The sequence below is a fragment of the Longimonas haloalkaliphila genome (genome assembly GCF_055379825.1).
On record NZ_AP043948.1, the window covers coordinates 3,473,459 to 3,499,396 of the forward strand.

Below are 25,938 nucleotides of genomic sequence, written 5' to 3' on the forward strand. Positions count from 1 at the left end.
TCTACCGGCTGTGCCTACTATGACCGACCCGATCCTCACCGTTGACCGCATCACCAAGCACTACGAGACCGAGGCCCCGCCTGCGGTCGACCGGGTCTCGTTTACGGTGCACGACGGCGAGATCCTGGCGATCCTCGGACCCAGCGGGTGCGGCAAGACGACCATGCTACGGTGCATTGCGGGATTCGAACGCTGCTCCTCGGGCCGCGTGCAGATGCGCAACCGCACGCTCGCCAGCGACGACACACACGTCCCCGCCGAGCAGCGAGGCATCGGACTCGTCTTTCAGGACTATGCGCTCTTTCCGCATCTGAGCGTGCTCGACAATGTGCTGTTCGGGCTGCGCTATCACGACCTCGAAGACAAAGAAGGACGCGCTCGCAAAGCGCTTCAGATGGTGGGCCTGCAGTCCTACGCCGACCGGAGTCCGCACCACCTGTCGGGCGGGCAGCAGCAGCGCGTGGCGCTGGCCCGTACGCTGGCGCCGAAGCCGGAGCTCATCCTGCTCGACGAACCGTTTTCCAATCTGGATGCGCTGCTGCGCCAGGGTACGCGCCAGGAAGTACGTACGCTGCTAAAAGACAACGGGCTCAGCGCTGTGCTTGTAACACACGATCAGGAGGAGGCGCTTTCGTTTGCCGACCGCGTTGCGGTGATGCGGCAGGGGCGCATTGAGCAAGTGGGCACGCCCGAGGAGGTCTACTACCAGCCGCGCACTCTCTTCGTGGCACAGTTCTTAGGACGCACCAACCTGCTGATGTCCGATGCCGACGGTGCGCATGCCGACACGCCGATCGGACGCCTGCCGCTGAACCGGGAGGCGTCGGGGCGCGTGCTGGTGTCGCTGCGTCCCGAGCACCTCACTCTGGCTGCACCCAACGACGTGGCCGACCCCGACCCGCGCACGTCCGGTGAGGTAATTGAGCGTGCGTTTAAAGGGCACGACATCACCTACCGCGTGGCCTGCAACGACAGCGAGTACCTGGTACACACCTCCAACCGCTTCTCTTTCCAGCCGGGCGACCGCGTCTGCATCCGTCCGCTGGAGCCCGGCGTGGTGCTTGAAAGCAGTCCAGCTGCTGCGCCTCTCGATTAAGCTGCTGAACAACCGCTGCTACCCAACCGCTACGATCATGGCGACCATCCATCTACAGGCATCGGGCGATACGTGGTGGCGGCAGAGCCAGCAGGATCTGCGGGCCGCCGAGCATCTGTTGCAAAGGGGATTCGTACGCCATGCCGCCGTGATGGCGCATCTCGCCGTCGAGAAGGCGCTCAAGGCGGCCTACCGCGCGCAGCACAATGAGGCGCCGCCTGTGAGTCACGATGTGACGTACCTGGCCAGCCAGCTCACCTGGCCCGAGGCGATGCCGTACGACCACGCCCGCTCGCTCGACGCGCTGGCGCAACACGGGGTGGTGGCGCTCTACAGCGATCAGGCCTTCGGAGCGGGCATCCCCAATGACCGGGACGAGGCCCGGGCCCGCGTAGCAGATGCACACCATCTTATTGAGACGCTGGGCCGGATGACATAGCCCAGGCCGCGTGCCATCGCCACCCGTACGCATCCCTCTATGCCTGTATCCTTGTGCCCCTAACCATGGAACATTGCGCGAATAGTGGAAGCGGTTCCGAACGTGTAGGGAGGGCTGCCGTTTTGGAGTATCGCGTGTGCGGGTATTCGACCTTGCGGAAGGAGCCTGCGTATATCAGTTGAAGCAATACAACGAACTACGGGTTCACGGTGTGTTATGGGGACAATCCTTGTTACGGGTGCGAACGGACAGATTGGGAGTGAGCTGATAGCACGGCTGCGTGCAGACCGGGGGGCGGATGCAGTGGTCGGACTTGACCTGCGTGCGCCGGGCGGTGGTGTGAAGGGGCCGCACGTGACGGCCGACGTGCGCGACCGTGATGCGCTTGCGTCGGTGATTGAGGCACATGGGATTACGACGGTTTACCACCTGGCCAGTCTGCTGTCGGCTACGGGCGAGGAGCACCCTGATCGAGCGTGGGACGTGAACATGAACGGACTCAAGCATATGCTCGACCTGTCGCGCGAGCACGCCTTGAAGCTGTTCTGGCCCAGTTCAATCGCGGTGTTCGGGCCATCGACGCCGCGCCACGAAACGCCGCAGGAGGCCGTGCTGAACCCAACGACCATGTACGGCATCACGAAGCGCAGCGGCGAGCTGCTGTGCCGCTACTACCATCAGCGGTTTGGGGTGGATGTGCGAAGCCTGCGCTATCCGGGGCTGATCAGCTACCAGACCGAGCCGGGCGGTGGCACGACTGATTATGCCGTTGACATGTACCGCGCTGCCGCTACCGGTGAGCCCTACGCCTGCTACCTGCGTCCGGATACGCGCCTGCCGATGATGTACATGCCCGATGCGATCCGCGCCACGCTCGACCTGATGGCAGCGGATGCGGAGGCGCTGACCGTGCGCGAGAGCTACAACCTGACGGCGTTCAGCTTCAGCGCAGGGGAGCTGGCGGATCATCTGGAGGCGCACGGGGCAAGCGGGTTCGCGGTAACATATGCGCCGGATGGTCGCCAGGCGATTGCTGACAACTGGCCGGCCACGATCGACGACTCGGCGGCCCGCACCGACTGGGGCTGGGCGCCTGCCTACGACATGTCAGCCATGACGAAGGACATGCTTGCCCATCTCACCACCTCAGACGCCCAGCCGGAGCACGCGTAGAACGAAGGGATGCCCGCAGGGCGGGGTTGGTCCTGAGTTGGATAAAGATCCCGGGTCTCCGCTCTGCTGCGCCCGGGATGACTTGCTCTTGTGGGGCTATTCTGGAGAGCACGCTTATCCCTTCACAATACTGCCCCTCGACCACCAAGTCACCCCGGCCCCCGAGCCGGGGTCTTCCGTATCCGTAGAGCCGCCATTTTCGAATACGAAGACTGCCCGCGTCCCCAGCGGTCGGGAAGGGCAGCACGCCCTGCAAGGTCGCCACGGTGTCAGAGTCTCCCAAGTTTGTCATCGCGAGGAAAGAGCGCCAGCGACTGACGTGGCGATCTCTACGTCTCATCATGGCAGCCCGCCCCGAACAGAACTGTATGAGATTGCTTCGTCCTGCGTCCTCGCAATGACAAGGTGAGGATATCTTTTAAGGGTAGTGGGTAGACGCTAAGTGATAAGGATATCGTGGAATGTAGGTTTGTCTTGTTCGAACCCCCTCTCCCTTATTCCGCTTTGCTCCATCAGTCGCCCTACAGGCTCGTGTCGGGTTTCTCCCCCTCGTCCAAGGGATATTCTGTTTAGCGGGACTCGAACACCGCCCGGGATATCTGCTCCGCTCCTGCCCCCGGGCTAAGGCAGCCATAGCCGGGTAACTCCAAACCTGTTCCGAAAACTTTCGGGATCACTCATATCCCCAGCATACCATGCGATGAGAGAGCACGGCGGCCCACCCGGTCCACCCCTCAGTCGCTCGCGCGACAGCTCCCCTCTCCAGGGGAGCGATTGGAGGCGATACCCTTCCGTTCATCTCCCCTTTCGCCGAAGGGGGACTTGATGGGCTCTTTCTACGACCCCTTTTGCAGAACTCCACTCCCACAAACTCCCTTCCTACCGGCACAGCCGGAAAGGAGGGGTGCCCGCAGGGCGGGGTGGTCCTCGGCGGGTGAAGATCCCGGGTCTTCGCTGCGCCTGGGATGACTTGTTGTGGATGTGTTCTGAACAGTGCGTTGATGCCATTACAGCACCGACCTTCCAAAACCAAAGTCACCCCGGCCTCCGAGCCGGGGGCTCTCCATGCCCGTACAGACGGCATTTCTCAGTACGAGTATGTGCTTACCGTTAAACGGCGATCTCGCGCGTTCTATCATGGCAGCCCGTCCCGAACAGAACCGCATGAGATTGGCACGTCACGGTCCATCCCCCTAAATCCCCCTCCTCCGTGGGGGACTTGATGGGCTCTTTCTACGACCCCTTTTGCAGAACTCTACTCCCCAAACTCCTCTTCTACCGGCGGAGCCGGAAGGGGGGGTGAAGATCCCGAGATCTCCGCTGCGCTCCTCGCAATGACGAGGTGAGCGGTTCTTCCGGGGTTGTAATCGTGAAGTGGGAGCGCAAGCGACGAGCGTAGCGCAGGCCGTTGCCAATTGCACTTGAGATTACACCTGAGATTGCATCTCAGACCGTGTCTAAATCGCAGGATCGGTGGGGGTATTGGGGTTGTTCTGGCGCTCCTGGTTGGGATATGGGTAGAAGTTGCGGCTGCGGGCAAACGGGTCGGTGGGGTCTGGGTCGGAGGGCCCCAGGCGACGCATATCCTCAAGCGCCACGCCCTGCAAGAAAAGCTCCGCCCGACGCTCTTGATGAATCGCCTCCAGCAGCGCTTCTGCTGTAAGCGGACCACCGTATGGATCGAGATCGGCCCCTACGCCGAGGGGGTCGTTTTCGGGGGCTTGCGTGCGCACTGCATTCAGCGCTGCGACGGCATCCGCGAGATTACCCGTCTGCACGAGCGCCTCCGCTCGAATCAGATCCATCTCGCCCGGCATGTAAAGCGGAATCGAGGCGGATGCACTCCCGAAGAACCCGGCAAGCGTGCGCACAGGGAGGTCATTCACCGCGCTGCCCCCTGTATCACCGGTCAGGAAAAAGTCACGACGGGCATCTGTCGGCTCTGTTTCAACAGAACCGAAGTCCTCGCGCGGTGCATAGTTCGGTGTTAGGAAGACGTTATCCCATACGGGATTCGGGCTCTGGTCGTCGAACGGAAATGTGGAAGTAGCATCGGGGTTAACGGCTTCGGCAGCAGCGATCGCATCCCCAAAACGACCCGCAAACAGCAGATAGCGTGCCCGATAGGCCTGCAGCGTGTTGCGCAGGTCGATACCGGGTGCTACGATGTTAGCAAGAAAGGCATCGGACGGCGGGGTTGCGTTGAGGCGCGCGAGTGCGTCTTCAAGGCGTGTGATGGCGTCTTCAAACAGTGCCTCACCCGGCTCAAACGTCGTGTTATTCTCGCGGTCGGTTGTTAGCGGCCCCTGCTCAAAGCCCTGCGCGATGTTGCCCAGCGCCATCGCCTTAAAAAGATCGGCCAGGCTGAGCAGTCCGCTTTCCGTCCCGGCATCGAAGGGCAGATCGGGCGTGGCCTCCGTAATGTCTTCGGCCATCTGCACCACGCGGTAGTTGCGCGACCAGAGCTGCAGGATGTTGGCATTGTTTGTTGGCAGGTCGGCGCCGCCCGCCTCCAAGTTGACAAGGTTCGCGAAGGTGTTGTTAACCGCCACCTCGCGACTCGTGGTGCCGGTGGTAAGCAGAACCGGTGCCAGCGTCTGGGTTGCATAGTACTCTTGCATCCCCACGGCCAGAGCCTCGATGCCCTCGGTCGTGGTTAGGACCTGCTCCTCAGAGGGCTCGTTGGGATTAACGATATTCAGGTCGCATCCCGTAACCAGAAGAAGGAGGCAGAACGCAGTAAGGGGGGCGCGCAGAGAGGAGAAAGCAAACATAGGTAACATAAACAGAGTGCGTGGTAGCGGCCAGAGGGATTCGGGGCGGTGGGGTTAAAACGTAGCGGTTACGCCAAGCGAGAACGTGCGCGGGATGGGCACCTCGACAAAGTCAAAGTTACGCACGTTGGTACGCTGCCCGGCCACATTGACCTCAGGATCGTAGCCGCTGTACCCGTCGATCGAGAGCAGATTGCGTCCGGTAAGGCTGATGCGCACGCGTTCGACCGGTGCACTCGCCAGGCGCAGTGTGTAGGCAGCGCTTACCTCACGCAGCTTCAGGAAAGAGCCGTCTTCGACCCAGTGCTCGAAGATGCCGAAGGCGCTGCCCGTGTATCCGACAGGCAGGTCGCCCTCCAGCTCGCGCTGATAGTCGTCGAGCGTTCCGAAGGCACTCAGCGCAGCCAGGCGGCGTGTGAAGTTGAACACATCCTGCCCGACGACAGCGTCCCACTGCATGCGCAGGTCCAGATTACGGAAACGGACTTCATTGGTCCAGGAAGCGATAAAGTCCGGATTCGGATCGCCGATGATCTGGCTTTCGTCGGCGCGTGCGGGTACGCCATCGCCCGTCTGCATGGGCGTGCCGTCGCGCATCCCCCAGCGTCCGTTGCCGTCTTCTTCGAGGATATTGCCGTTTCGGTCGAGCACGTTGCCGGCGTCGTCGCGTGCAAATGCCGACCCGTAGTAGATCCCGAGCGGCTCTCCGTTGATCGCCCCCACCAGTCCAAACGACTCGGGGAAGATCAGCACATCTTCTTCGAGGCCATTCACCTTGTTACGGTTACGGCTAAAGGTGAGGGTGGAGGTCCACTGCAGATTCTCTTGACTGATGGGCAGGCCGCGGATAAGCAGCTCGATGCCCTGGTTGGTGAGCGTGCCTACGTTCTGCAGGCGACTCAAGAAGCCCGACGTGGGGGCGAGCGATCGGTTGAGCAGCAGGTCTTCAGTGCGCTGCGTGTAGTACGTAGCTTCGACGGCAATGCGATCTTGCAGCAGACTGAAGTCAGCGCCGATCTCGATCTCACGTTGCCGCTCCGGACGCGCGCCCAGCGCGCCCAGTTGCGACGAGGGCTGTACGCCGGGCTGCCCGATGTACGACTGCGGCGGGAAGTTGGTGAAGCGATCGAACGCCCCAATCGAGGTGAGTCCGCCCGAGAAGCCGATCGAGCCGCGCAGCTTGAAGCTGGGTATGGCCTCGGCAAGGCCGGCGTCGGTCCAGAACGTGTGCTCCGAGAGGATATACGAGAGACTCGCTTTCGGGTAGAACTGCCAGCGCTCGCCCTCGCCAAACGACGAGGACGCGTCGAAGCGGCCCGCGCCGGTCACAAAGAGGCGGTCGTTCCAGCCCAGCGTTTCTTGCGCGAACACGCCGTAGATGGCACGCTCGCTCCGAATCTCGCCGATCTCGCGCGAGGAGGTGCCGCTCTGCACAACCTCCGACACCGGACTCAGGTCTTGCGCCTGGGCGCTAAACGTGGTTGCCTCCTCGTACTGCAGCGTGCCACCAATCAGGGTGGTGGATTCGAGCGTGGGCGTCAGGGTGGTGGTGTAGCGGATGTTGAGGTCGTTGTTCACCTGCAGCTGGTTGCGCGTGCTTCGACGCGCAAATCCGCCAGCGAAGCCGGGGGCTGAGGTACCCCGCGGAATGAATGCGGTAGCGCGCTGATCGTGCGTATCGAGCCCGAGCACGTAGTCGATGCTAAGGTTATCGGTAGGCGTAAGGTTAAGCGTGGTGCTTCCGATAAACCGGTCGGTCGCCTGCTCAAAATCAAAACGCTCGGCCACCTCTACAGGATTGGCCAGGATGCCTTGATTCGGGTATTGCCCCAGCTCATTGGGACGCGGATCAAACGTGTTCGGGCCAAAGATAAATCCGGTAAGCGCCCCGTAGTTTGCATTGAGTCCGCCATTGGGCACATCCTGTGTGGTGCTGCGCGTGTAGCTGGCACTCCCAGAGATCGACGCCCAGGGGGTAAGCGTCTGGTCGATGCGAAGGCGTGCGTTCAGCCGGCGAAAGCTATTGCCCTCCACGATGCCCTGATTGGCAAAGTGAGCCCCTGATACGCTGTACCGGGTGTCGGCGGCGCCTCCCGAAATAGAAAGCGACTGCTCGGTGCCGTAGGCCCGGTCAAAAATGAAGTCCTGCCAGTCCCAGCGCTGCTCGCCATCGGGAAGCGGATTGCCGCTGTTGTCGAGAAACTGGCCCTGCTCATTCTGTGCGGTGTTTACATCGAGCGTATTGCGGATGGCCTCCGTCTGAATGCGTGTGGTGAACGATACCCGCGGCGCTCCTTCCTGTCCGCGCTTGGTGAAGATCTGCACCACCCCACTGTTGGCGCGCGACCCGTAGAGCGCGGCGGCAGCCGCCCCCTTCACGACCTCGATACGCTCGATGTCGTTCGGGTTGATGTCGACCAGCCGGTTCTGCGCGCCGCCTCCGAGGTCGATAAGTTCGGGCGCGTCGTTGCTGATGATCACACCGTCGACGATGTAGAGCGGGTCTGCGCTTCCGAGCACGGTGCTCGTGCCCCGCAGCCGGACCGAGATGCCCCCTGCAGGGTTGCCCGAGTTCTGCTGTATCTGCGCACCGGCAATCTTCCCCTGCAGCGCTCGGTCGATCGAGGAGGCGCCGCTCTGTTCGAGCTCCCCCGCATCGACTGTAGAGATCGCGTTGCCCAACTGGCGCCGCTCGGTCGGCACACCCGTACCAGTTACGACGATCTCTTCGCCGCGAATTAGATCTGTCTGCAGACGCACGGGGTCGACCTCCACAGTCTCAACGTCGGAGAGCGTAACCTCGCGCTCGGCGGCCCGGTATCCCACGAAGGTGTAGCGCAGCGTATACGTGCCTGGCTCCAGGCGTCCACTAACCCGGTACCCCCCCTCGGCGTCTGTCGCTGCTCCGAGTGAGGTCCCCACAACCTGTACGCTTGCTCCCGGCAGGGGCTCGTCTAACGCCCCGTCGATAACCGTACCGGTAATCGTGTACGGTGCTTCTTGCGCAGCTACAGGCGCGGCGCCAATGACCATGATGATCACGGACAACGCCACGTAGAAAGGCAGATAACGGAGGGGCATAAGCAAAAACCGGTTCGCGGTGGGAAACAAGGAGGATACGCACACACGTCTTTATTTGGTGTTTAGCGGTGCGACAACATCGATATACTATAGACGAATGCGGAGAGAGAAGCAACCCTGCAGGTAACGCTCGTCGTTCGACTCGTGAACAGAATTCGCGCATGTATTGTGTATCGCGGGCGACCGTCGATCTCACGATCTCAGGAAACGGTTGACATCAGATGCACGCATGCAACAAAGTCGCATGCTGCCCAACGTTGCTCTATTCCTTTCGTTAACTACCTTGACATATTACGAATTGCAATCTATCCAAACACACAACCTGTTATGGCTACCAATCGCATTGCGTTTATCTTAACGAGTCACAGCGAACTGGGAGATACCGGCAACAAGACCGGATACTTTCTCTCTGAGGTCGCCCACCCTTACCACGTGCTTGTGGATGCTGGATTCGAGATCGACTTCATCAGTCCGCAGGGCGGCGATGTGCCCATGGACCCGTCGAGCCATGATCTTGACGACCCGGCTAACGCAGCTTTCCTCGATGATGAGGCGGTAACAGACGCTCTTCAGCAGACAAAAGCGGCCGAGAACGCCCGTGCTGACGACTACGACGCCATCTACTTTGCAGGGGGGCACGGCACGGTGTGGGACTTCCCGAATGACACGAATCTTGCGGAACTGACTGCCGAGATCTATGAAGATGGCGGCGCCGTAGGAGCTGTCTGTCACGGACCGTCTGGCCTTGTGAATGTAACCCTCTCCGACGGCTCACACCTCGTTGACGGGAAGCGCATCGCGTGCTTCACCGACAGCGAAGAGCGCGCGATGGAGCTTGACGACGTCGTTCCGTTCTTGCTTCAGACCACGCTTGAAGAGCGCGGCGCCACGGTCGAGACGGCCGACGACTTCGAACCCAACGTGGTCATTGACGACCGCCTCGTTACCGGCCAGAACCCGGCCTCGGCTACGGGCGTCGGCGAAGGACTGATACGCGTGCTGAAGGGCGCTCCTGCCAGCGCGTAGCACCCGCACAACGCATTGACATACCACCTGGCACACGCTGGCCGTGTCCACGGACATGTATATGCAGAAAGCCCGCCCAGGTCTTCTCGGCCTGAGCGGGCTTTCCTATATTGGAAGTACTCTCTTTGTTACGTGTCTCTTCTTCCGCGCTCACGACATATCTTCGTAGTACGGCGTAAAACTCGGCAGCAGTCCCTTCTGAGCAGCCAGGGTAAGCAGTTCAATTGCGGCCTCCTCGGGGAGGTCGTAAGTGCCATGGTCTACGCTATCTATAGCCAGCGCGTACGCCACCTCTTCCTCCTCATCGCTTTCTATGTCGTCTTCCCAGTCCGTCGCCTCCTCAATCAGGAAAGCGTCGTCTTCTGGTGAATACGAAGCCAGGTACTGCTCACGCCGCTTTTCCGGGTCGACCAGACTCAGCACCCCCACGATGCCATACTCTGTATCGTAGAACAGCGTCTCGGTGAGCAGGCGGAGCGTAAAGTTTTCGTTGTCGAAGTCAGCCATGTCAGGGTACCGTTGCGAGTGCGAAATCGGAATCAGGTTGTCGTGCCGCTAACATAGAAACCCGCACGTCGGATTCCAAACGGGCTTGCTGTGAAACACCGTGCGCTGACGCGATGAGCAGCTCATCCAGAGGTCTGTTCAGAGGCGACGTTTTCTGCTTGCTCCAGCGCATCCAGCGTTGCTCCCGCTTCGGCCGGCAGCCAGTCGCGCAGGTAGGCGTATGATTCGGCAGGCTGCAACGGCAGCAGGTCGGCTTCGAAACAGGTCGCCATGTGTTCGAGCAGCATGGGCGCTACAGCGTCGACCCCAACGTCGCGGGGCTGCTCCTGGACCAGCGAGGTGACGCCACGGTCGCGTATCCCACACGGAACGATGTGGCCGAAGTAGTCCAGCTCGGGGTCTACGTTGAACGCGAAGCCATGCATCGTAACCCAGCGGCTGCACCGCAGTCCCATTGCACAGATCTTGCGCTCGGGGCCCTGTGCATCCGGACCGACCCAGGCCCCGGTACGGCCTTCGACCCGTGTTCCTTTCACCCCGTAATCGGCACACGTACGGATAATCACCTCTTCGAGCGTGCGCAGGTACCACCCCAGATCTGTCGCAAAGCGGTCGAGATCAAAGAGCGGATAGCCCACGAGCTGGCCCGGACCGTGGTAGGTGATATCGCCGCCGCGGTCAATATGATGAAACGTGGCCCCGTGCGCAGCGAGCGCTTCGTCCGACAGAAGCAGATGGTCCGCATCCCCACTTTTGCCCAATGTGTACGTGTGCGGATGCTCAAGGAGAAGCAATACGTTCGGGGGGATGCGCGGCGGTGTAGCTCGCTTGGCAGCAATAAGCGCATCCTGAATATGCTGTTGTAGCGTCCACGTAGCCTCATAGGGCACGCGGCCTAACGTACAAACGATAACAGATCTGTCAGACAAGACGCTACCGGATCGTGAGAAAAACAGGTTCACATTATGCTCCCATGCAAACGATAACCGCCGCCTACAGTTCAGCGGCGCCGCACTTCACATGCCATACGTGTTGGGCTTATCCGCGGGGATTGCACAGCTGTTTGAGCGTATCGGGGGATATGGCCCGTCGTTTCACTTCGTGAACGTCGTTTTCGTCGGTGTGGAACTGTGCGGTAAACACCAGGTCGCCGTCATTATTGGTCGCGAAGCTGCATTTGGGCGTCCCGTCGTTGTAAAGGCCCCACACGTCGTAGACCATGCCCTGCAGCGGACGATCAGTGGACTTGCTTTCTTCGATGATCTCCTGGGCGATTGCTTTTGCACCAATTAATAGTTCGGTGCGGTCCAGGCCGATACCCTCAATGGCTGTACGGGCTTGCTCATCTATCGTCATAACAAGACATACTGTTAGTCAAAAGTAGAAGTCAAAAGCAGTAACGGCAGAAAGGGACACCGAGTGGCTTTTCATCTAACATCCAAGTGCTTCCACAATGATGCTCTGGAGTGCGCTGTTCACTCCCTCTGTTATTTGTGTCGGGACGGTAACGGTTTATCGGTCTCTTTTTCCTGCCCATGCGCCACTGGCTTATCTGTTTTTGCGCTATCGGATCATTGTCTTTATCAATGCTTAACAACTAAGGAGACTAATAAAAAGCGCTTTCATCAGCTTAAAAAGAGGCTGTACGCTACCGTTACACCAACCCCTTCTGCGATATGACTTGTCGGATACTCCCTCTCGTCATAGCTCTCGCTCTCTTCTGGGCGCCTACTTCTTCAGCACAGATCTCGGAAGAGGTCAGCGATATTACCGGCGAGTACCGTGTTGCCTTTGAAGAGATGAACGACCTGTGGATCGATACCTACGCAGGTGATTATGGGGCCTACATGGCTCGCTACACCTCCAATCCGACAACTGACCGCGACCGGTGGAGTCTCGTGTTTTACGGCTTCACGGGCAGTACAACCAGCATGGCATCGGCCAGCGAGGTCCGCCTCAACATCGACAACCAGGGCATCCGGCCCCTTACCGTAGAAACCCGCACACGCGATCTCGGCGACGAGATCATGGAAATTGTAGAGACGCACTACTCAGAATCCGTCTTTGCTCGCATCGCCAATGCCGACGACGTACAGGTTTTGATCGGTGAAGAAACGTTCCGCCTGCCCGACCGGGAAGACATGCGCCTGATTGTGCAGACGGCGGGAAACGTTCCGAATCCGACAGCGAGTAATGGCGATGGGCGGTAGGGTACCCCATCGTGTCGAGAAGAACAGGTTCTACGTGCTGGCGGAAACGCGTCCGTGGTGAGCGTTTGGAGGCCGCGTTGTGGCTGTGTCTCACGCGTATCCGGATGAGTTCGTGCCATGCAGCCTACACCATGAAACGAGGGATGTCTTCTTTCTGAAGGCATCCCTTTCTCCTTTTGACGCTACCATCGGATTTTACGGGGCGCATTCCTTCCCGTCTCTTGGCCAGGCTTGCACGTCACCGGCAGCACGGCTATTCTACAAGTGCGTTCTGCCATCGCTTTCCTCTTTGCGCTCTTAGCTCCATGCCTGACAAGCCGCTTCCTTCTTCTGTAGGAGGTGCCGCCGCGCTCCTCGGCATCACCTTTACCCACACAGCGGCCGATCGGGTCGAGGCAACCATGCCCGTCACGCCCGATCATCACCAGCCGTTTGGGCAGTTGCACGGCGGCGTAAGCGTGGTGCTGGCAGAGAGCGTAGCCAGCGTGGGCGGCTACCTGGCTGCACCTAACGACTACACCGCTGTCGGCGTTGAGATCAATGCCAACCACGTGCGTGCTGTATCCAGTGGCGATGTGTATGCTGTGGCAGAATCGCTGCATGTGGGGCGCACTACGCAGGTGTGGGACGTAAAAATCCGTGACGCATCGGACCGCCTTGTCTGCGTAAGTCGTTGCACGCTTGCTGTCGTGCCTATCAAGCAATCTCCAGCCGACGATTCAGCCTCGGAGGCTCCTTCGGTAGACCCTCAATAAACTTGAACAGGGACGCTGCAATAGAGCCCTGCAATAGAGCCCTGCAACAAGATGCTGGCCGCGCGCATCCATAGCGCGCATCATTATGCACAATATCACTATGCAAAACATAGCGCCCCCTGTACCGTGCCTTTATTTCATCCATACGTCTCTGTAGATTTGATCTCTCCCTTCTGCTAACCCTGTCTCTGCCTATGCCTGCCCCTCTTGCCGGTCTTCATCATATTACCGCTGTTACTGGTATGGCACAGTCCAGTATCGATTTCTATGCCGGTATCCTTGGGCTGCGTATGGTTAAGGCAACCGTAAACCTGGATGACCCGACCACGCACCACCTATACTTCGGCGATGCGAAGGGAAGTCCAGGGTCGCTCCTGACTGTCTTTGCGTGGCCCCGTTCGTTGCCGGGACAGACCGGACGGGGCACAGCATCTCCGATCCTGTTTGCCACGCGTCCCGAAGCGCTCTCGTTCTGGCGCCGTCGCCTTAGCGAACTCGGCTACACACCTGTGTGCACCCATCGATTTGGCGATCCGGTTATCCGCTTCCAGGCGCACGACCTGCTCTCACTCGGCATCGTCCCGTCGAACGACGGAACGGCCACGCCGTGGATACCGGCACAGCCCTTCGAATCGCATAACGTGCTTCGGGGCCTGCACAGCATTACGCTTCCGACGCCGGACATAGACGCCACCACTGCGTTTTTCACTGACGTGTTTGGATGGTCTATCGTAGCCGAGCACAGAGGGATGCGTCGCCTGCAAGCCCCGACACAGCGCTCGCTCCAGTCGCCCCGCACGCCTCCTGGGTGCTATGTTGACCTTTCGTCCCGCATTCCCCCGAACAACGGATACAACGGGCCCGGCGTCGTACACCACGTCGCCTTTCGCGTCGCTGATGCAGATGCCCAGCGCGCCTGGCGCGAGCATCTATTGAGCGAAGGCCTGGAGGTCAGCCCAGTACGCGACCGCGTCTATTTCAAGTCAATCTACTTTCGTAGTCCAACCCGCACGGCGGGCATCCTGTTTGAGATTGCGACCGATGGACCCGGATTTACCGTTGACGAGCCTTACGAGACGCTCGGCGCAACGCTGCGGCTCCCCGATCAGGTCGATTCCTCTCGGCTGGCCGATACGCTGCCGGCGCTCGACCGCACCGTGCTCAGCAACCCCCCCACTCCAAACGCTGATATGAATCCTCCTACGGCTTAACCTCGGCAGTCTACGCTTCATTACACCCTGTGCGCGTGCTACCCGCGCTTCAGCGCTCTCCCTCCACGCTCTCTAAGCAACGCATGCCTACAACGCCCGACTGGGTCAAGAACGCCGTTTTCTATCAGATCTTTCCTGATCGCTTTGCACGAAGTGGTCAGGTGGATGCGCACGGCACCGTCACCCTGAAACCCTGGGGCCATCCGCCTGAGGCACAGGGCTTTCAGGGGGGCGACCTCTATGGCATCGCGCAGCACCTTGACTATCTGCAGGAGCTGGGCATAACGGCGCTCTACCTGAATCCGATTTTTGCCTCGGCGGCCAATCATCGCTACCACACCTACGACTACTACACGGTCGATCCCCTTCTTGGAGGAGATGAAGCCTTCCATACGCTCCTCGATGCAGCGCATAAGCGCGATATCCGGATCGTGCTCGACGGCGTGTTCAACCACGCCAGCCGCGGGTTCTGGCCGTTCCATCACGTCCTCGAAAACGGCCCCGACTCGCCCTATACCGACTGGTTTCACCTGCACGACATGCCCCTGCGCCCGTACAACGACAGCGCACCGGCCAATTACGATGGATGGGCCGGGCTCCGGGCGCTTCCGAAGCTCAACACCGATCACCCGCCCGTGCGTGCGTTTATCCTTGATGTGGCCACGCACTGGATCGAACAGGGCGTTGACGGCTGGCGCCTCGACGTGCCAAATGAGATCAACGATGACGACTTCTGGCGCACGTTTCGCGACAGGGTGAAATCCACAGACCCCGATGCGTACATCTGTGGAGAGATATGGACCCCCGCTGACCGCTGGTTGCAGGGCGACCAGTTCGACGGGGTTATGAACTATCCGCTTACCGATTCGCTGTTTGGATTCGTGGCGCCCAACACCCTGCGCGGGTTTGATCACGAACACTTCGACTTTGTGCCACGCACGGGCACGGAGTTCGTACGCGAAGTGATGAGCGTATTTACGCGCTATCCTGAGTCCATTCAGCAGGCTCAGCTCAACGTTCTCGACAGCCACGACACCCCTCGTATGCTGCATACCCTGGGCAATAACGTGGCTGCGATGAAGCTCGCCGTGCTTTTTCAGATGACCATGCCCGGGGCTCCTTGTATCTACTACGGCGACGAGATTGGCATGAGCAGCGCAGGCGACCCGTACTGCCGCGAGGCCTTCCCGTGGAACGACGAGGCGCGCTGGAATGACAGCCTTCTTTCGTTCTACCAGCAGGCTACCGCGCTGCGTAACCGCTATCCGGTGCTACGCACGGGCTCCGTATCGGCAATCCAGGCTACCGAGCGACAAGCCGTATTTCGCCGACGCACCGACTCCGATGAAGCCATCATTGCCTTTAACACCGCTGGCACGCTGTCGGCCGTAACGCTTCCTGCGCTGGACCTGAGTGCCTCAACGTACGCGCCCGTATGGCCCGCCGACCGCTCGGCGCCACTGCGTAGCTCCGACCCCACCGTGCAGCTCCCCGAACACAGCGCAGCCGTCTGGATCGGGCCGCGTTCATCTGCATAGCAGCCACCAACTGCCTTCCACCGTCTTCTTCACAACCCCCCTGTTCCTCTCATGCCTACTGTTGCGATTACCGGCGCCGCTGGTGCCATTGGATCGGCTGCAGCCCGCGTCTTTGCCGATGCCGGCTGGCAGCTCGGCTTGCTCGACTACGACGCAGATGCCCTCGCGTCGATGCGCGACACCTATCCCGATGCCCACCTCGGCCGTGCAGATCTGACCGACATCGACGACGCCCGGCAGGCCTTTGCAGAGCTATCGGAGTCGCTGGCCCCGCCCGATGCTGTCCTCGCTATTGCTGGCGGATTCGCCATGCAGGACGCCACCGAGGCCACCGACGACGACTACGCGCAGATGATGGACATCAACATGCGTACGCTCTTCAACACGGCGCGGGCTGCCCTTCCGCACCTGCAGACCCGCAACCATAGCTTTCTGCTGGGGGTGTCGGCGCCTGCTGCCGAGAATGGCGGCGCCGGTATGGGGCTTTATGCCGCATCCAAAGCTGCTGTCGCTGCCTACCTCAAGTCGCTACGCGCCGAATACAGCGAGGCCGGCGTGCGCGTGTCGACGCTCTACCCGATGGGAGTCGTCGATACCCCGGCCAACCGCAAATCCATGCCCGACAGCGACCCGTCAACGTGGATTGCGCCGAAAGAACTCGCTGAAACCATGCTGCATGCGGCCACACGCTCCCCTCGTGGGCACATTCGGGCTCTTAAGGTGTACGCCGCTACGTAGTATCGGCTCTTTTACGCCATTCTGTTTCCCATTATTTCTGCTTTATGACCACAACGGAAAAACTCGAAGCCATTGCCAACAACTTATGGTGGACGTGGACGCCCCGGGCCCGCAAGCTGTTTAAAACGGTGCACCCGGACGCCTTCGCTGCCGCTGGCAATAGCCCGCTTGCCGCGCTCCGTGCTGCCGATTCTGAGCGCCTTTCCGACCCCGAACTGACCCGTGAGGTCGACGCTGTCTACGAGGCCTTCAACGCCTATATGAAGGCCCCAGCGGAGATCGACGACGCCCCCGAAACGGCGTACTTCTGCATGGAGTACGGCCTGCACGAGAGCATGCCGCTCTACTCCGGTGGGCTTGGCGTGCTGGCAGGCGACCATACCAAAGCCGCTGCCGACCTCGGCCTGCCCTTCACCGCTGTAGGACTGCTCCTTCGCGAGGGGTACTTCCACCAGTCATTCGACGAAAAAGGCAACCAGCAGGCGAACTATCCGCCACTCGACCCCGAAAAGCAACCCCTTTCGCTTGTCACCAATCCTGACGTAGAACCCCTGCGCGTATCGGTCCCCATCGGGGATACGAGCGTTCAGGTGCAAGCCTGGGAGGCGAAGCTGGGACACGTGTCGCTCTACCTGCTCGACACCGACCACGAAGGCAATCCCCAACCGCTGCGTGGCCTTACACGGCGCCTCTATCAGGGCGGCGACCGCGAGCGCATTCGCCAGGAGCTCGTACTTGGCGTAGGTGGGCTGCGCCTGCTCCGCGCCCTCGGCAATCAGCCCGATGTGTACCATGCCAACGAGGGCCACTGCGCCTTCCTCATGTTTGAGCTGATGCGCGAGCACATGGAAACCGGCGCCAGTCACACCGAGGCCGAAGCAGCCGTGCGCGATTCGGTGGTCTTCACCACGCACACGCCCGTTCCTGCCGGACACGACCGCTTCGCTCCCGAGCTCTTCAATACGGAGATGACCGGCTACGCTAGCGAGCACCCGCTCGACGTGGATGAGCTTGCTCCCTATGGCCGGGTCGACCCCGACGACAAAACCGAAGAGTTCGTCATGACCGTGCTCGGACTGAACCTCTCACGCGCAGCAAACGGCGTGTCTAAGATCAATGGACGCGTGGCGCAGCAGCAGTGGCAAGATATGTACCCCGACCGCGACGTCGAGGAGGTCCCCATCGGATCGATCACCAATGGCGTACATCTGCCTACCTGGACCGCCGCCCCGGCGCGCGACTTCATCGCGGCAAACGTATCAGGCAACTGGGCGCACGAACGCCAGGAGCAAGACTTCTGGGCGCCCCTCGGCGAGCTCGACGACGCTACCCTCTGGGCCTATCGCTGTAAGCTTCGCGAGCGGCTCTTGAACTACGCCGCCGATCACGTAGAGCGGCAGTCGCTAACTATGAAGCCCGATCTCGACCCCGATGCACTTACCATCGGTTTCGCGCGACGGTTTGCCACCTACAAACGCGCTCCGCTCATCTTTACCGATATTGAGCGGGCCCGCAAGCTGTTTGCCGATAGCGACCGCCCGATTCAGATCCTGTTTGCCGGGAAAGCCCACCCCGACGACGCAGGCGGGCAGGCATTCATCAAGCGGATCTACCAGATCAGCCAGGAAACGGGCTTCAAGGGCCGCGTGCTCATGCTCGAAAACTACAACATGGAGATCGGACGCATGCTCGTCTCCGGATCCGACGTCTGGCTCAATAACCCGCGTCGTCCCATGGAGGCCAGCGGTACCAGCGGGCAGAAGATCGCCGCGCATGGCGGGCTCAACCTGTCGGTGCTCGATGGCTGGTGGCCGGAAGGTTACAACGGCGAAAACGGATGGGCTATCGGTCCAGAAGCCACGGGCGTGTTTTCTCCCCGAGGCCCCGAGGGGCAGAAGAAGGAAGACGCCCGCGACGCCGAGTCGCTCTACACGCAGCTCGAAACGTCGGTCGTCCCCGACTTCTACAACCGCAACGCCGACGGCATCCCAACGGCGTGGGTCAGCCGTATGCGCAAAGCGATAACCGGCCTTCCCGCACCGTTCTCGGCCAAACGCATGGTTATCGACTACGTCAACACGATGTACCGCCAGCCGGTGGAACAGGTCTAACCAGATCTATACCACGGGCTTTTCGAAAGCCCAAACACAACATGCAAGCGGGAGCGTCCCCTGATCGGGGCGCTCCCGCTCTGCATTGAAGGGTGTTGTTCTGCGAGCCTGTTTGGGTTTTGGTTTGTAGGCGAGAGCGAGCGCCGCTGCGGCAAAAATTGGACCACGATGGAGGTTCGTAGCCGGGGCTACGGGCCGACATCGGGGGCAATTTGCACCAGGGGCATGACCTTCGGCCCCAGTCCAGCGCCGCCGCTCGGAGCCCAAATTAAGAAATCAAAACAGGTTCTAAAAACCGGCCCGACTCCTCCCTACCGGCTGCTCTGCCACCGATCGGTGATGCGCTGCTGGTTGGTGCCTGGCTCTACGTCGTACGGGTCCTGCGGAAGCGTGACGCGGTTCAACACCGGATAGCGGCGCCCGTAATCAAACAGGTCAGGATCGCCCTCAGGGTCATCGCCCAGCACGAGCACCATAGAGCCCGGCTCCAAGAGACGACCCTGACGCGACTGCACGTTAGTGCCCCCGGCCGACGTCGTCCAGGCATCGGCCCAGTTGTAGACCCACTCGGCATCGGTGTCGATCATACGCACACAGCCGCGGCTGGTGGGTCCCCCGGTTGGCATTGGGTACTGGTGGATGTGAATGCCCCGGGCGTCGTGAAAGTTAAACACCCAGTACATCTCCCAGTCCTCACCAGGTGGACTCAGACTGGAGACGCGGTACTCTTCTTTCCAGTTGAAGTTGAAGCGTCCGTTGGGCGTTGGGTACTCCTCGGGGTCGCCTGTATTTATAATGCCCCACCGCTGCAGCACGCCGTACTCATATGCAGCAAACGCCTGCACCTCTTTGTGGATGATGAAGAGCTTGTCTTCGTTGCGGGCTCCCGGGTAGTAGCGCGGAAACGGCGAATACGCACGGAAGTCCACCTCAAACTCCGTCGGCACAATCACCGTGTCGCCCAGCGCAAGCTGTCCCAACGAGGTCCGGTTGATGAGCTCCACAAGCTGCGAGCGCTTGCGCCCCAACTCCATGTCGCCCTCGCCCAGCTCACGGTACATCGCAGCGCGGGCAATGACTGTGTTCTTACGCGGTTCGTCGAACACATAGTATTCGTAGTAAACCTCAGGCAGCGCGTCCAGATTTTCGTTCTGGATGTTCAGCAGATCCGCAACAGCAAACTGGTCGATGTAACGCTGTGCGTCTGCCGCCATCGGCAACAAAAGCAAGACGAGAAAGAGCGGTAGAATACGACGGTACATAGCTTTTCTTTAAGCCGGGTAGGCGAGAGAGAATGCGCGAGCGTGCCAGGTGGAGCCGGCAGGCTGCTCGAAGGCTCCGCTGCGCAGGGCACGGAGTTCGGTGATGCTCGGGTCGAACACCGGGGTGGTAGCGTCGACGGCTTCCTGACTGGCGAGATCGGCAAACGCAGTCCGGGGTACAACCGATACGCCGCCTTCGGGGGGGCGGTACACCACCGTAAGAGCCGAAGCCCAGCTGATCTCTTGCATGTGGGCCGCCTGGTCAACCGTTTGCACAAGCGCATCGGTCGCACAGCCTGATATCGACTGCCCCGGAGCGTCGATGTGAGCAGCCACAAACAGAAATTGATCATCGCGCCACGCCGCCTGACCTGTTACCGGACGACCATGCGAATCCCATGTTTCGAAAAAGGACTGCAGCACATCGACCACTGCTTTCTGGGCTTGCGGCGTAACGTCATGGCCTGCAACGTGCACCCACAGGCGTGCGGAGTCAGGAAGGGCTGGAAACAGAGCAGAATACGGCATACAATCTATGATCTACGGATCTACACGAGTGCTGTGCATGCCTTTTGTAAGCCTATTTCTGGCCGGGGTTGCAGACCAGGGCCCTGTGTCGCATGCGACGCTGCATGCGGGCCCATGCCGGCACCGCCTGTACCAGTACCGCCTGCCGAAGACGATAGACCGCCATCCAAAGAACAGCGTGCAGATAGCGCGAAGATGTCCAGAAGCCGTAATCTGTTCCCTTTTGATAGTGGGTTTAAGCAACACCTATTATGGAGTTTACTTAAACGGCTCACAGAGAAATCGTGAATGCCTGCTCAAGACTGAAAACCTGCCATGAATCGCATACAGCAATGGGTCGCCTGGATTCGAGACAACCCCGACATCGTGATCGACGTAATCCGTGTCTACCTGGGCATCGGACTGTTCGTGCGTGGACTCCTTTTTATCTCGCATGCCGACGGGATCGCTGCACTGGTTGATCTATCGGAGTTTTCGCTCGCGTCTGCTGCACTGGTGCACTACGTCACGTTTGCCCACCTGCTTGGCGGGGCGCTGCTCGCTGTCGGCCTGCTAACCCGCTTTGCCGCACTGATTCAGATCCCGGTCCTGATCGGAGCGGTCTCGCTGGTCCACATCCAGGAAGGACTCCTCACAGCCGGGCAGTCGCTTGAGTTCTCGGCCCTCGTGCTGTTTCTGCTTGCCGTCGTCTTTGCCTTCGGCGCCGGACGCCTCTCGGCCGACTACTACGTTTTCGTGGCCGACCATGAAGAGGCGGCCTCGCGTCCCGATATCCTGAGCCCTGACCGCATCAAGGAGCGCATCAAGGAGCGCGCCGCCGCCGAAGTCGACACCGCTCCGGCCGCCATGGCAACGTCCACGCCCCAGGAGTGCTCATGCGGCAACGACATTACCCATCCGCGCGTGGTCGCTGAGCCACGATACTCCATCTGGGCTGGTTTCTACTTTATGCTCGGCATCTCGGCTCCGGTGCGCGAAGTCGTGTTCTACTGCCAGGAATGCGGTACCATCATGAAACGCACCAAAGACGCAAAAATGCTTCGTCAGTATCGCTGGCACACAGGCTGAGCTATAACATCTTCGTGCGGCACCGGGCTGCAGCGTTGCTTACGCGCCGCAGGAGGCAGGAGGATGCGTAACGCTCGTGCCCATTATACAGGGAGGCTGCCTAACAAGCGGCCTCCCTTTTTGGTGATAGCAACACATCGCTCAGGCGACTGCTCTCGCCGACCTCCCCTGCACTCTGGTGCATACAGGCCATAATCATATAGCTCACAATACAAAACACAATACAGACCAGAATACAGACCACGACCCTTCCAGGATAGGCGCCGTCAGAACAGGCACTGTTCGCGTGGCTGCTATTCAGCGTGCATGCTGCAGAGCCTGCTATCGATCCAAATCCAGCTCCTGCATGCGCTGTTCAGCCTCATCGAGGCGACCCAGACAGCGCTGAGCCAGCGTCACGCCCTCTTCGTATGCGTCAAGCGCATCGTCAAGAGGCGGTGGATCATTTTCGAGCTGGTCAACCAACTCTTCGAGCCGAGCCAGGTCGTGCTCGAACGAGGCGTCGCGGTCCGATGCAGATGTATCGGTTGGGGAGGCGTTGGAGGAGGCATCAGCCATAGCGTGAACGGACGAATCCATAAGTGCATGAGAAGTCATGGTACGTCGCGTGCTCAAGTCTTGCTCACACGGAGGTACGCACACATGTGCCTTACGATGCAGCCGCGCACAGGATGCATCCTTTGAAGCCGCGCCTCCGTTGGGAAGCCGTGTGACGCACGACGTTCTTCCTTCACCCAACCCAACTTCAACGCTATGGACCTGCACCTGAACGACAAGGTCGCGCTCATAACCGGAGCCAGCCGGGGCATCGGAAAGTATATCGCGGAGGCCCTCGCGCGAGAAGGCTGTGCCGTGGGCATCTGTGCTCGCTCCGAAGATGACCTGAATGAGACGGCTACGCACATCCGTGATGCGTACGGGGTCTCGGTATACACCGAGGCCACCGATCTTACACAGTCCGATGCGCCGGGTGCTTTTGTCGAAAAGGCTGCCAAAGCGCTCGGGGGCGTTGATATCTATGTAGGCAACGTGGGCGGTAACCTGCGGGGCGACTTCATGGAGCTCTCCGATGACGACTGGGACGCCATCATCGACCTGAACCTGAAGTCACATGTCCGCGCCAGCCGTGCGGCTATTCCACACATCCGGAACGCGGGCGGCGGATCGATCTGCTATATCAGCTCCATCTACGGACGCGAGCTCGGCGGGGCCGGACTTACGCTCTACAATACAACGAAGTCGGCCCTCATCAGCATGGGCAAGGTCATGGCCCAGGAGTTGGCTCCCGAAGGCATTCGCGTGAACACGGTAGCGCCCGGCTCTATTCGCTTTCCCGGCGGCAGCTGGGATCGCCGTGTCAAGGAGAATCCAGAAGCGATGCAGGCGTTTGTAGAGGAAAATCTACCGATTGGACGCTTTGGGCGTGCTGAGGAGGTTGCAGATGCGGTGGCGTTTCTGGTCTCCGAGCGCGCGAGCCTCGTCACCGGCGCCTGCATCAACATAGACGGTGGACAGTCGCACTCGCTTATCTGATGTCTGGGTCATCTAAGCCGGGGCTACGGGCCGACACGAGGGCGCAGCCCGACTGACGCATAGTATATCGGGGACAATTGCACCACGAGCAGGCCCTTCGGCCCCAGTCCAGCAGAGCGGCTCGGAGCCCAAAGCAAGAAATCAAAACAGGTTCTAAGAGCACTACGCCACGCCCCGCAAGAACGCCGCGGCCCGCATCTCCGACCAGTATACACCCGATTCCGAGAACGTCACGAATCCCACGTGCCCCCCGCTGTCGGGCACTTCGAGATGGAGATGCGGGTGGTCTTGCGCCTCTGCGAAGGGGTAGCTCGACGCTGGCAGAAACGGATCGTTGGCGGCGCTTACAAGCAGCACCGGGCGCTCGATCTGCGTTAGCAGCGGCTTGCTGCTCGCCTCGCGGTAGTAGGTGGAGGCGTTTGCGAATCCGTTAAGGGGGGCCGTGTAGGTATCATCGAATGCCACAAGCGAACGGATCTCGCGCAGCGGAGCCGTAGATACGGCACCCGGATGCATCGCTGCCTTGCGCCGAATGGTCTTACGCAGCTTACGCAGGAAATAGAACGTGTAGTGCGCGTTCGTCCACCGGTCAATCTGCCGGGCGGCGGGCTCAAGGTCGACGGGCGTAGATATCGCGACAGCCCGGCGTACACACGCGGGCGTCATGACCCCACGCTCGCCCAGGTACTTGAGCGTAAGGTTGCCGCCGAGGCTGAACCCCACCAGCATGATGGTGTCGTACCCTCTCGACTGCACGTGCTCCACCACACACGCAAGGTCTTCGGTCTTGCCGCTGTGATAGGTCGGCAGCGTGCGATTGGGCTGCGTACCACACCCCCGCAGATTCCACGCCAGCACGTCCCACCCATCGTGGCGTAGCGTACGGGCCATCCCGCGCATGTAGGGGCGGTGGATGTCGCCTTCGAGACCATGTGTGAGCACCGCAGCCCCACGCGCTGGCGTAGGCACCGACGGCGCCCACGCCGCTTCCAGGAAATCGCCATCGGGGGTGTCGATACGCTCGGTACGGTCATAGGGCGACGCAATCGACCGTGCGACCGACGAGAACACCGTCTGCACGTGGCCGCCGGAAAGTCCGATCGGGGCGCGGTAGGTGGAAGTGAGGATAGGCATGCGTCGAGGCCCTTATTCATGAGATTCGAAACGATATCCGATGACGCCCATCATGCGCCCGGTCGCCGGCCCGTTTGCACGATGCGAGAACAGTCCTTTCGAGGAGGCGGTGCAGTGCGCATCCACCTGAATCTGTGCCTTGGGCACGCCGGATGCACGTAGCTGTCGGTGCAGCGCACGCTTCAGGTCGACATGTGGACGCTCGCCATACGTCGTGTCGACAACTGCCTCATCAAACTGGGCGGCAACGTCCGGGCCCACCTCAAAAGCATCCACTCCGATGCATGGACTGATATATGCTTGGATGCGTTTGGAGGCGGCCCCCTGCCGTTTCATCGCTTCAAGCGTATTGGACAGGATGCCTGCTACCGTGCCGCGCCACCCCGAGTGGCAGGCCGCCACGACGCCCGCCTCAAGATCGGCACAAAGCACCGCGGCGCAGTCAGCTGTTACCACAGAGAGAAAGAGATTGGGAGTGGTGGTTACGAGGGCGTCGCAGTCGGGGTAATACCCGGGCGCATCCACCTTGCGCACCGTGGCGCCATGGACCTGCCCCGCCCGGGCCAGCTGGTCGGGGGCGATGCCGAGGGCGTCGCACACGCGCCGTTTGTTCTCCGCAACGGCCTCGGGAGCGTCGTCAACGCCTGATCCTACGTTGAGCGAGTCGTATGGCGGGCTGCTTACGCCGCCGTATCGCGTTGAGAAACCAGCGACCAGGCCCGGCGCCTGGGCCAGCCGGGGGCGAATAACGGGAGATCGAAGCAACATAGCAATGCGCGGCGTAAGGGCAACCAGGTGGGATTTCGTGCACGTGCAGCACAGAGGTTACGCGTCAGGACCCGTGGGGAGCATCGAGAGCAGTTCGTCGCGGACCTGGTCGGTGGGCATCGAGCGGTCGGTCCACAGCGCATACGAAGCTGCTGCCTGCCCGATTAGCATCTCCAGACCGTCTTGCGTGTCTGCTCCTTCGCGAGCGGCCTCTCGCAAGAGGCGGGTGGGGCGTGGCGCATAAACCAGATCGTAAACCAGATGGTCCGGCGAGAAGCACTCCGCTTGGGGCCAGGGGGTGTCATCTGCGTGGGGAGCCATGCCCACAGGCGTCGCATTCACAACGAGTCGGCTCCAGCGCACCGTCTCATCCGCCTCTTCCAGGGGCTCTGCCACGAGCGTTGTTGCAGGATCGGCGTAGGCCTGCATAACGTCGAGCAGCGCCTCGGCCTGCGCCGGGCGGCGGGCGGCCACGGTGAGCGTGGTCGGCGCATAGGTGGTGATCAACGCATATGCCGCGGCACGCGCTGCCCCACCGGCCCCCAGAATAGTCATATCCGCCCCGTGTAGCCCCGCACGACCGGAAAGCGGCGCCAGAAAGCCAGCCACGTCGGTATTATCGCCATGGAGCGTAAGCTGCTCTCCATCGTCCTGTGCTACAACCGTATTTACTGCCCCCACTGCTCGTGCACGCGGACTTACCGAGTCGAGCAGCGGCACGATTGCTTCCTTATGGGGGATGGTAACGTTGGCACCCAGAATCTGAAGCGCTCGCATCCCATTGACCGCATCGGACAGCGCCTCCGACGATACGGGAGTAGCCGCATACATTGCGTTGATGTCCTGTATCGCAAATGCTGTGTTGTGGATGCGCGGCGACAGCGAATGCTCCACCGGGTCGCCGATAAGGAGCACAATCCGTGTAGCCGCATCAATGCGCGAAGAAGAGTTTGACATGAAGCAAGTGCAGTGCAATATACTGAAGT

The 25,938-nt window shown here is 60.6% G+C and carries 23 protein-coding genes; 12 read left to right on the forward strand and 11 right to left on the reverse strand.

What is annotated here, in order from left to right; genetic code table 11:
- Positions 1-19 precede the first annotated feature (19 nt).
- The 3 genes from ACZ48V_RS13600 to ACZ48V_RS13610 all read left to right on the forward strand — a co-directional run bounded on the left by ACZ48V_RS13600 (position 20) and on the right by ACZ48V_RS13610 (position 2,708).
- Positions 20-1,096, forward strand: a complete 1,077-nt coding sequence (locus ACZ48V_RS13600) for an ABC transporter ATP-binding protein (protein WP_464539959.1) — start codon at positions 20-22, stop codon at positions 1,094-1,096.
- 37 nt (positions 1,097-1,133) lie between these two features.
- A complete protein-coding gene (locus tag ACZ48V_RS13605) occupies positions 1,134-1,535 on the forward strand; it encodes a HEPN domain-containing protein (RefSeq protein ID WP_464539961.1) in 402 nt (133 codons plus the stop codon).
- 216 nt (positions 1,536-1,751) lie between these two features.
- Positions 1,752-2,708 (forward strand): NAD-dependent epimerase/dehydratase family protein, encoded by a 957-nt coding sequence (locus ACZ48V_RS13610; RefSeq protein WP_464539963.1) that lies wholly within the window; start codon positions 1,752-1,754, stop codon positions 2,706-2,708.
- Between the two features lie 1,457 nt (positions 2,709-4,165).
- On the opposite strand, the gene ACZ48V_RS13615 is transcribed toward ACZ48V_RS13610, so the two are convergent.
- Entirely contained in the window at positions 4,166-5,482 is a 1,317-nt protein-coding gene (locus tag ACZ48V_RS13615; protein WP_464539965.1) for a RagB/SusD family nutrient uptake outer membrane protein, read from the reverse strand.
- A 54-nt stretch (positions 5,483-5,536) separates the two neighbouring features.
- A complete protein-coding gene (locus ACZ48V_RS13620; RefSeq protein ID WP_464539967.1) occupies positions 5,537-8,563 on the reverse strand; it encodes a SusC/RagA family TonB-linked outer membrane protein in 3,027 nt (1,008 codons plus the stop codon).
- 327 nt (positions 8,564-8,890) lie between these two features.
- Here ACZ48V_RS13620 and ACZ48V_RS13625 point away from each other — a divergent pair, with 327 nt between their 5' ends.
- Entirely contained in the window at positions 8,891-9,589 is a 699-nt protein-coding gene (locus ACZ48V_RS13625; protein WP_464539969.1) for a type 1 glutamine amidotransferase domain-containing protein, read from the forward strand.
- Between the two features lie 150 nt (positions 9,590-9,739).
- Here the strand turns inward: ACZ48V_RS13625 and ACZ48V_RS13630 are convergent, their stop codons facing one another.
- The 3 genes from ACZ48V_RS13630 to ACZ48V_RS13640 all read right to left on the reverse strand — a co-directional run bounded on the left by ACZ48V_RS13630 (position 9,740) and on the right by ACZ48V_RS13640 (position 11,452).
- Positions 9,740-10,096, reverse strand: a complete 357-nt coding sequence (locus ACZ48V_RS13630) for a hypothetical protein (RefSeq protein ID WP_464539971.1) — start codon at positions 10,094-10,096, stop codon at positions 9,740-9,742.
- A 122-nt stretch (positions 10,097-10,218) separates the two neighbouring features.
- Entirely contained in the window at positions 10,219-11,025 is an 807-nt protein-coding gene (gene lipB / locus ACZ48V_RS13635; protein ID WP_464539973.1) for a lipoyl(octanoyl) transferase LipB, read from the reverse strand.
- 109 nt (positions 11,026-11,134) lie between these two features.
- Entirely contained in the window at positions 11,135-11,452 is a 318-nt protein-coding gene (locus ACZ48V_RS13640) for a hypothetical protein (RefSeq protein ID WP_464539975.1), read from the reverse strand.
- A 320-nt stretch (positions 11,453-11,772) separates the two neighbouring features.
- On the opposite strand from ACZ48V_RS13640, the gene ACZ48V_RS13645 reads away from it, so the two are divergent.
- The 6 genes from ACZ48V_RS13645 to glgP all read left to right on the forward strand — a co-directional run bounded on the left by ACZ48V_RS13645 (position 11,773) and on the right by glgP (position 18,659).
- Positions 11,773-12,306, forward strand: a complete 534-nt coding sequence (locus ACZ48V_RS13645) for a hypothetical protein (protein WP_464539977.1) — start codon at positions 11,773-11,775, stop codon at positions 12,304-12,306.
- 305 nt (positions 12,307-12,611) lie between these two features.
- On the forward strand, positions 12,612-13,061 hold the full coding sequence (locus ACZ48V_RS13650) for a PaaI family thioesterase (protein ID WP_464539978.1): 450 nt from the start codon (positions 12,612-12,614) through the stop codon (positions 13,059-13,061).
- Between the two features lie 194 nt (positions 13,062-13,255).
- Positions 13,256-14,272: a VOC family protein gene (locus ACZ48V_RS13655; protein WP_464539980.1), complete on the forward strand. Its 1,017-nt coding sequence runs from the start codon at positions 13,256-13,258 to the stop codon at positions 14,270-14,272.
- An 83-nt stretch (positions 14,273-14,355) separates the two neighbouring features.
- On the forward strand, positions 14,356-15,810 hold the full coding sequence (locus ACZ48V_RS13660; RefSeq protein WP_464539982.1) for a glycoside hydrolase family 13 protein: 1,455 nt from the start codon (positions 14,356-14,358) through the stop codon (positions 15,808-15,810).
- A 51-nt stretch (positions 15,811-15,861) separates the two neighbouring features.
- Positions 15,862-16,548 carry an SDR family oxidoreductase gene (locus ACZ48V_RS13665; RefSeq protein WP_464539984.1) on the forward strand — a complete coding sequence of 229 codons (687 nt, stop codon included), beginning with the start codon at positions 15,862-15,864 and terminating at the stop codon, positions 16,546-16,548.
- 44 nt (positions 16,549-16,592) lie between these two features.
- On the forward strand, positions 16,593-18,659 hold the full coding sequence (gene glgP, locus ACZ48V_RS13670; RefSeq protein WP_464539986.1) for an alpha-glucan family phosphorylase: 2,067 nt from the start codon (positions 16,593-16,595) through the stop codon (positions 18,657-18,659).
- Positions 18,660-18,970: 311 nt separating this feature from the next.
- Here the strand turns inward: glgP and ACZ48V_RS13675 are convergent, their stop codons facing one another.
- Both ACZ48V_RS13675 and ACZ48V_RS13680 read right to left on the reverse strand, forming a co-directional pair.
- Entirely contained in the window at positions 18,971-19,921 is a 951-nt protein-coding gene (locus ACZ48V_RS13675; protein ID WP_464539988.1) for a L,D-transpeptidase, read from the reverse strand.
- Positions 19,922-19,930: 9 nt separating this feature from the next.
- Positions 19,931-20,449 (reverse strand): hypothetical protein, encoded by a 519-nt coding sequence (locus tag ACZ48V_RS13680; protein WP_464539990.1) that lies wholly within the window; start codon positions 20,447-20,449, stop codon positions 19,931-19,933.
- A gap of 315 nt (positions 20,450-20,764) precedes the next feature.
- Here ACZ48V_RS13680 and ACZ48V_RS13685 point away from each other — a divergent pair, with 315 nt between their 5' ends.
- Complete coding sequence (locus tag ACZ48V_RS13685) at positions 20,765-21,517, forward strand: DoxX family protein (protein WP_464539992.1); 753 nt, start codon at positions 20,765-20,767, stop codon at positions 21,515-21,517.
- 321 nt (positions 21,518-21,838) lie between these two features.
- On the opposite strand, the gene xseB is transcribed toward ACZ48V_RS13685, so the two are convergent.
- Positions 21,839-22,096 carry an exodeoxyribonuclease VII small subunit gene (xseB, locus tag ACZ48V_RS13690; RefSeq protein WP_464539994.1) on the reverse strand — a complete coding sequence of 86 codons (258 nt, stop codon included), beginning with the start codon at positions 22,094-22,096 and terminating at the stop codon, positions 21,839-21,841.
- A 174-nt stretch (positions 22,097-22,270) separates the two neighbouring features.
- Between xseB and ACZ48V_RS13695 the strand changes: the two genes are divergently transcribed.
- Complete coding sequence (locus tag ACZ48V_RS13695) at positions 22,271-23,050, forward strand: SDR family NAD(P)-dependent oxidoreductase (protein ID WP_464539996.1); 780 nt, start codon at positions 22,271-22,273, stop codon at positions 23,048-23,050.
- Positions 23,051-23,212: 162 nt separating this feature from the next.
- On the opposite strand, the gene ACZ48V_RS13700 is transcribed toward ACZ48V_RS13695, so the two are convergent.
- The 3 genes from ACZ48V_RS13700 to ACZ48V_RS13710 are packed head-to-tail and all read right to left on the reverse strand — an operon-like array spanning position 23,213 to position 25,909.
- A complete protein-coding gene (locus tag ACZ48V_RS13700; RefSeq protein WP_464539998.1) occupies positions 23,213-24,184 on the reverse strand; it encodes a YheT family hydrolase in 972 nt (323 codons plus the stop codon).
- A gap of 12 nt (positions 24,185-24,196) precedes the next feature.
- Complete coding sequence (gene pgeF / locus ACZ48V_RS13705; protein WP_464539999.1) at positions 24,197-24,952, reverse strand: peptidoglycan editing factor PgeF; 756 nt, start codon at positions 24,950-24,952, stop codon at positions 24,197-24,199.
- Between the two features lie 57 nt (positions 24,953-25,009).
- On the reverse strand, positions 25,010-25,909 hold the full coding sequence (locus ACZ48V_RS13710) for a shikimate dehydrogenase (RefSeq protein WP_464540000.1): 900 nt from the start codon (positions 25,907-25,909) through the stop codon (positions 25,010-25,012).
- Between the last annotated feature and the right edge of the window lie 29 nt (positions 25,910-25,938).

Excerpts from the sequence above, each read along its gene's own strand:
- ACZ48V_RS13615 (WP_464539965.1), bottom strand. The coding sequence starts at position 5,482 with ATGTTTGCTTTCTCCTCTCTGCGCGCCCCCCTTACTGCGTTCTGCCTC.
- ACZ48V_RS13700 (WP_464539998.1), bottom strand. The coding sequence starts at position 24,184 with ATGCCTATCCTCACTTCCACCTACCGCGCCCCGATCGGACTTTCCGGC.
- ACZ48V_RS13685 (WP_464539992.1), top strand. The coding sequence starts at position 20,765 with ATGAATCGCATACAGCAATGGGTCGCCTGGATTCGAGACAACCCCGAC.
- xseB (WP_464539994.1), bottom strand. The coding sequence starts at position 22,096 with ATGGATTCGTCCGTTCACGCTATGGCTGATGCCTCCTCCAACGCCTCC.
- ACZ48V_RS13650 (WP_464539978.1), top strand. The coding sequence starts at position 12,612 with ATGCCTGACAAGCCGCTTCCTTCTTCTGTAGGAGGTGCCGCCGCGCTC.
- ACZ48V_RS13600 (WP_464539959.1), top strand. The coding sequence starts at position 20 with ATGACCGACCCGATCCTCACCGTTGACCGCATCACCAAGCACTACGAG.
- ACZ48V_RS13625 (WP_464539969.1), top strand. The coding sequence starts at position 8,891 with ATGGCTACCAATCGCATTGCGTTTATCTTAACGAGTCACAGCGAACTG.
- ACZ48V_RS13640 (WP_464539975.1), bottom strand. The coding sequence starts at position 11,452 with ATGACGATAGATGAGCAAGCCCGTACAGCCATTGAGGGTATCGGCCTG.
- ACZ48V_RS13630 (WP_464539971.1), bottom strand. The coding sequence starts at position 10,096 with ATGGCTGACTTCGACAACGAAAACTTTACGCTCCGCCTGCTCACCGAG.
- ACZ48V_RS13695 (WP_464539996.1), top strand. The coding sequence starts at position 22,271 with ATGGACCTGCACCTGAACGACAAGGTCGCGCTCATAACCGGAGCCAGC.
- ACZ48V_RS13655 (WP_464539980.1), top strand. The coding sequence starts at position 13,256 with ATGCCTGCCCCTCTTGCCGGTCTTCATCATATTACCGCTGTTACTGGT.
- pgeF (WP_464539999.1), bottom strand. The coding sequence starts at position 24,952 with ATGTTGCTTCGATCTCCCGTTATTCGCCCCCGGCTGGCCCAGGCGCCG.
- ACZ48V_RS13605 (WP_464539961.1), top strand. The coding sequence starts at position 1,134 with ATGGCGACCATCCATCTACAGGCATCGGGCGATACGTGGTGGCGGCAG.
- ACZ48V_RS13675 (WP_464539988.1), bottom strand. The coding sequence starts at position 19,921 with ATGTACCGTCGTATTCTACCGCTCTTTCTCGTCTTGCTTTTGTTGCCG.
- ACZ48V_RS13680 (WP_464539990.1), bottom strand. The coding sequence starts at position 20,449 with ATGCCGTATTCTGCTCTGTTTCCAGCCCTTCCTGACTCCGCACGCCTG.
- ACZ48V_RS13620 (WP_464539967.1), bottom strand. The coding sequence starts at position 8,563 with ATGCCCCTCCGTTATCTGCCTTTCTACGTGGCGTTGTCCGTGATCATC.
- ACZ48V_RS13665 (WP_464539984.1), top strand. The coding sequence starts at position 15,862 with ATGCCTACTGTTGCGATTACCGGCGCCGCTGGTGCCATTGGATCGGCT.
- ACZ48V_RS13660 (WP_464539982.1), top strand. The coding sequence starts at position 14,356 with ATGCCTACAACGCCCGACTGGGTCAAGAACGCCGTTTTCTATCAGATC.
- ACZ48V_RS13710 (WP_464540000.1), bottom strand. The coding sequence starts at position 25,909 with ATGTCAAACTCTTCTTCGCGCATTGATGCGGCTACACGGATTGTGCTC.
- ACZ48V_RS13610 (WP_464539963.1), top strand. The coding sequence starts at position 1,752 with ATGGGGACAATCCTTGTTACGGGTGCGAACGGACAGATTGGGAGTGAG.
- ACZ48V_RS13645 (WP_464539977.1), top strand. The coding sequence starts at position 11,773 with ATGACTTGTCGGATACTCCCTCTCGTCATAGCTCTCGCTCTCTTCTGG.
- glgP (WP_464539986.1), top strand. The coding sequence starts at position 16,593 with ATGACCACAACGGAAAAACTCGAAGCCATTGCCAACAACTTATGGTGG.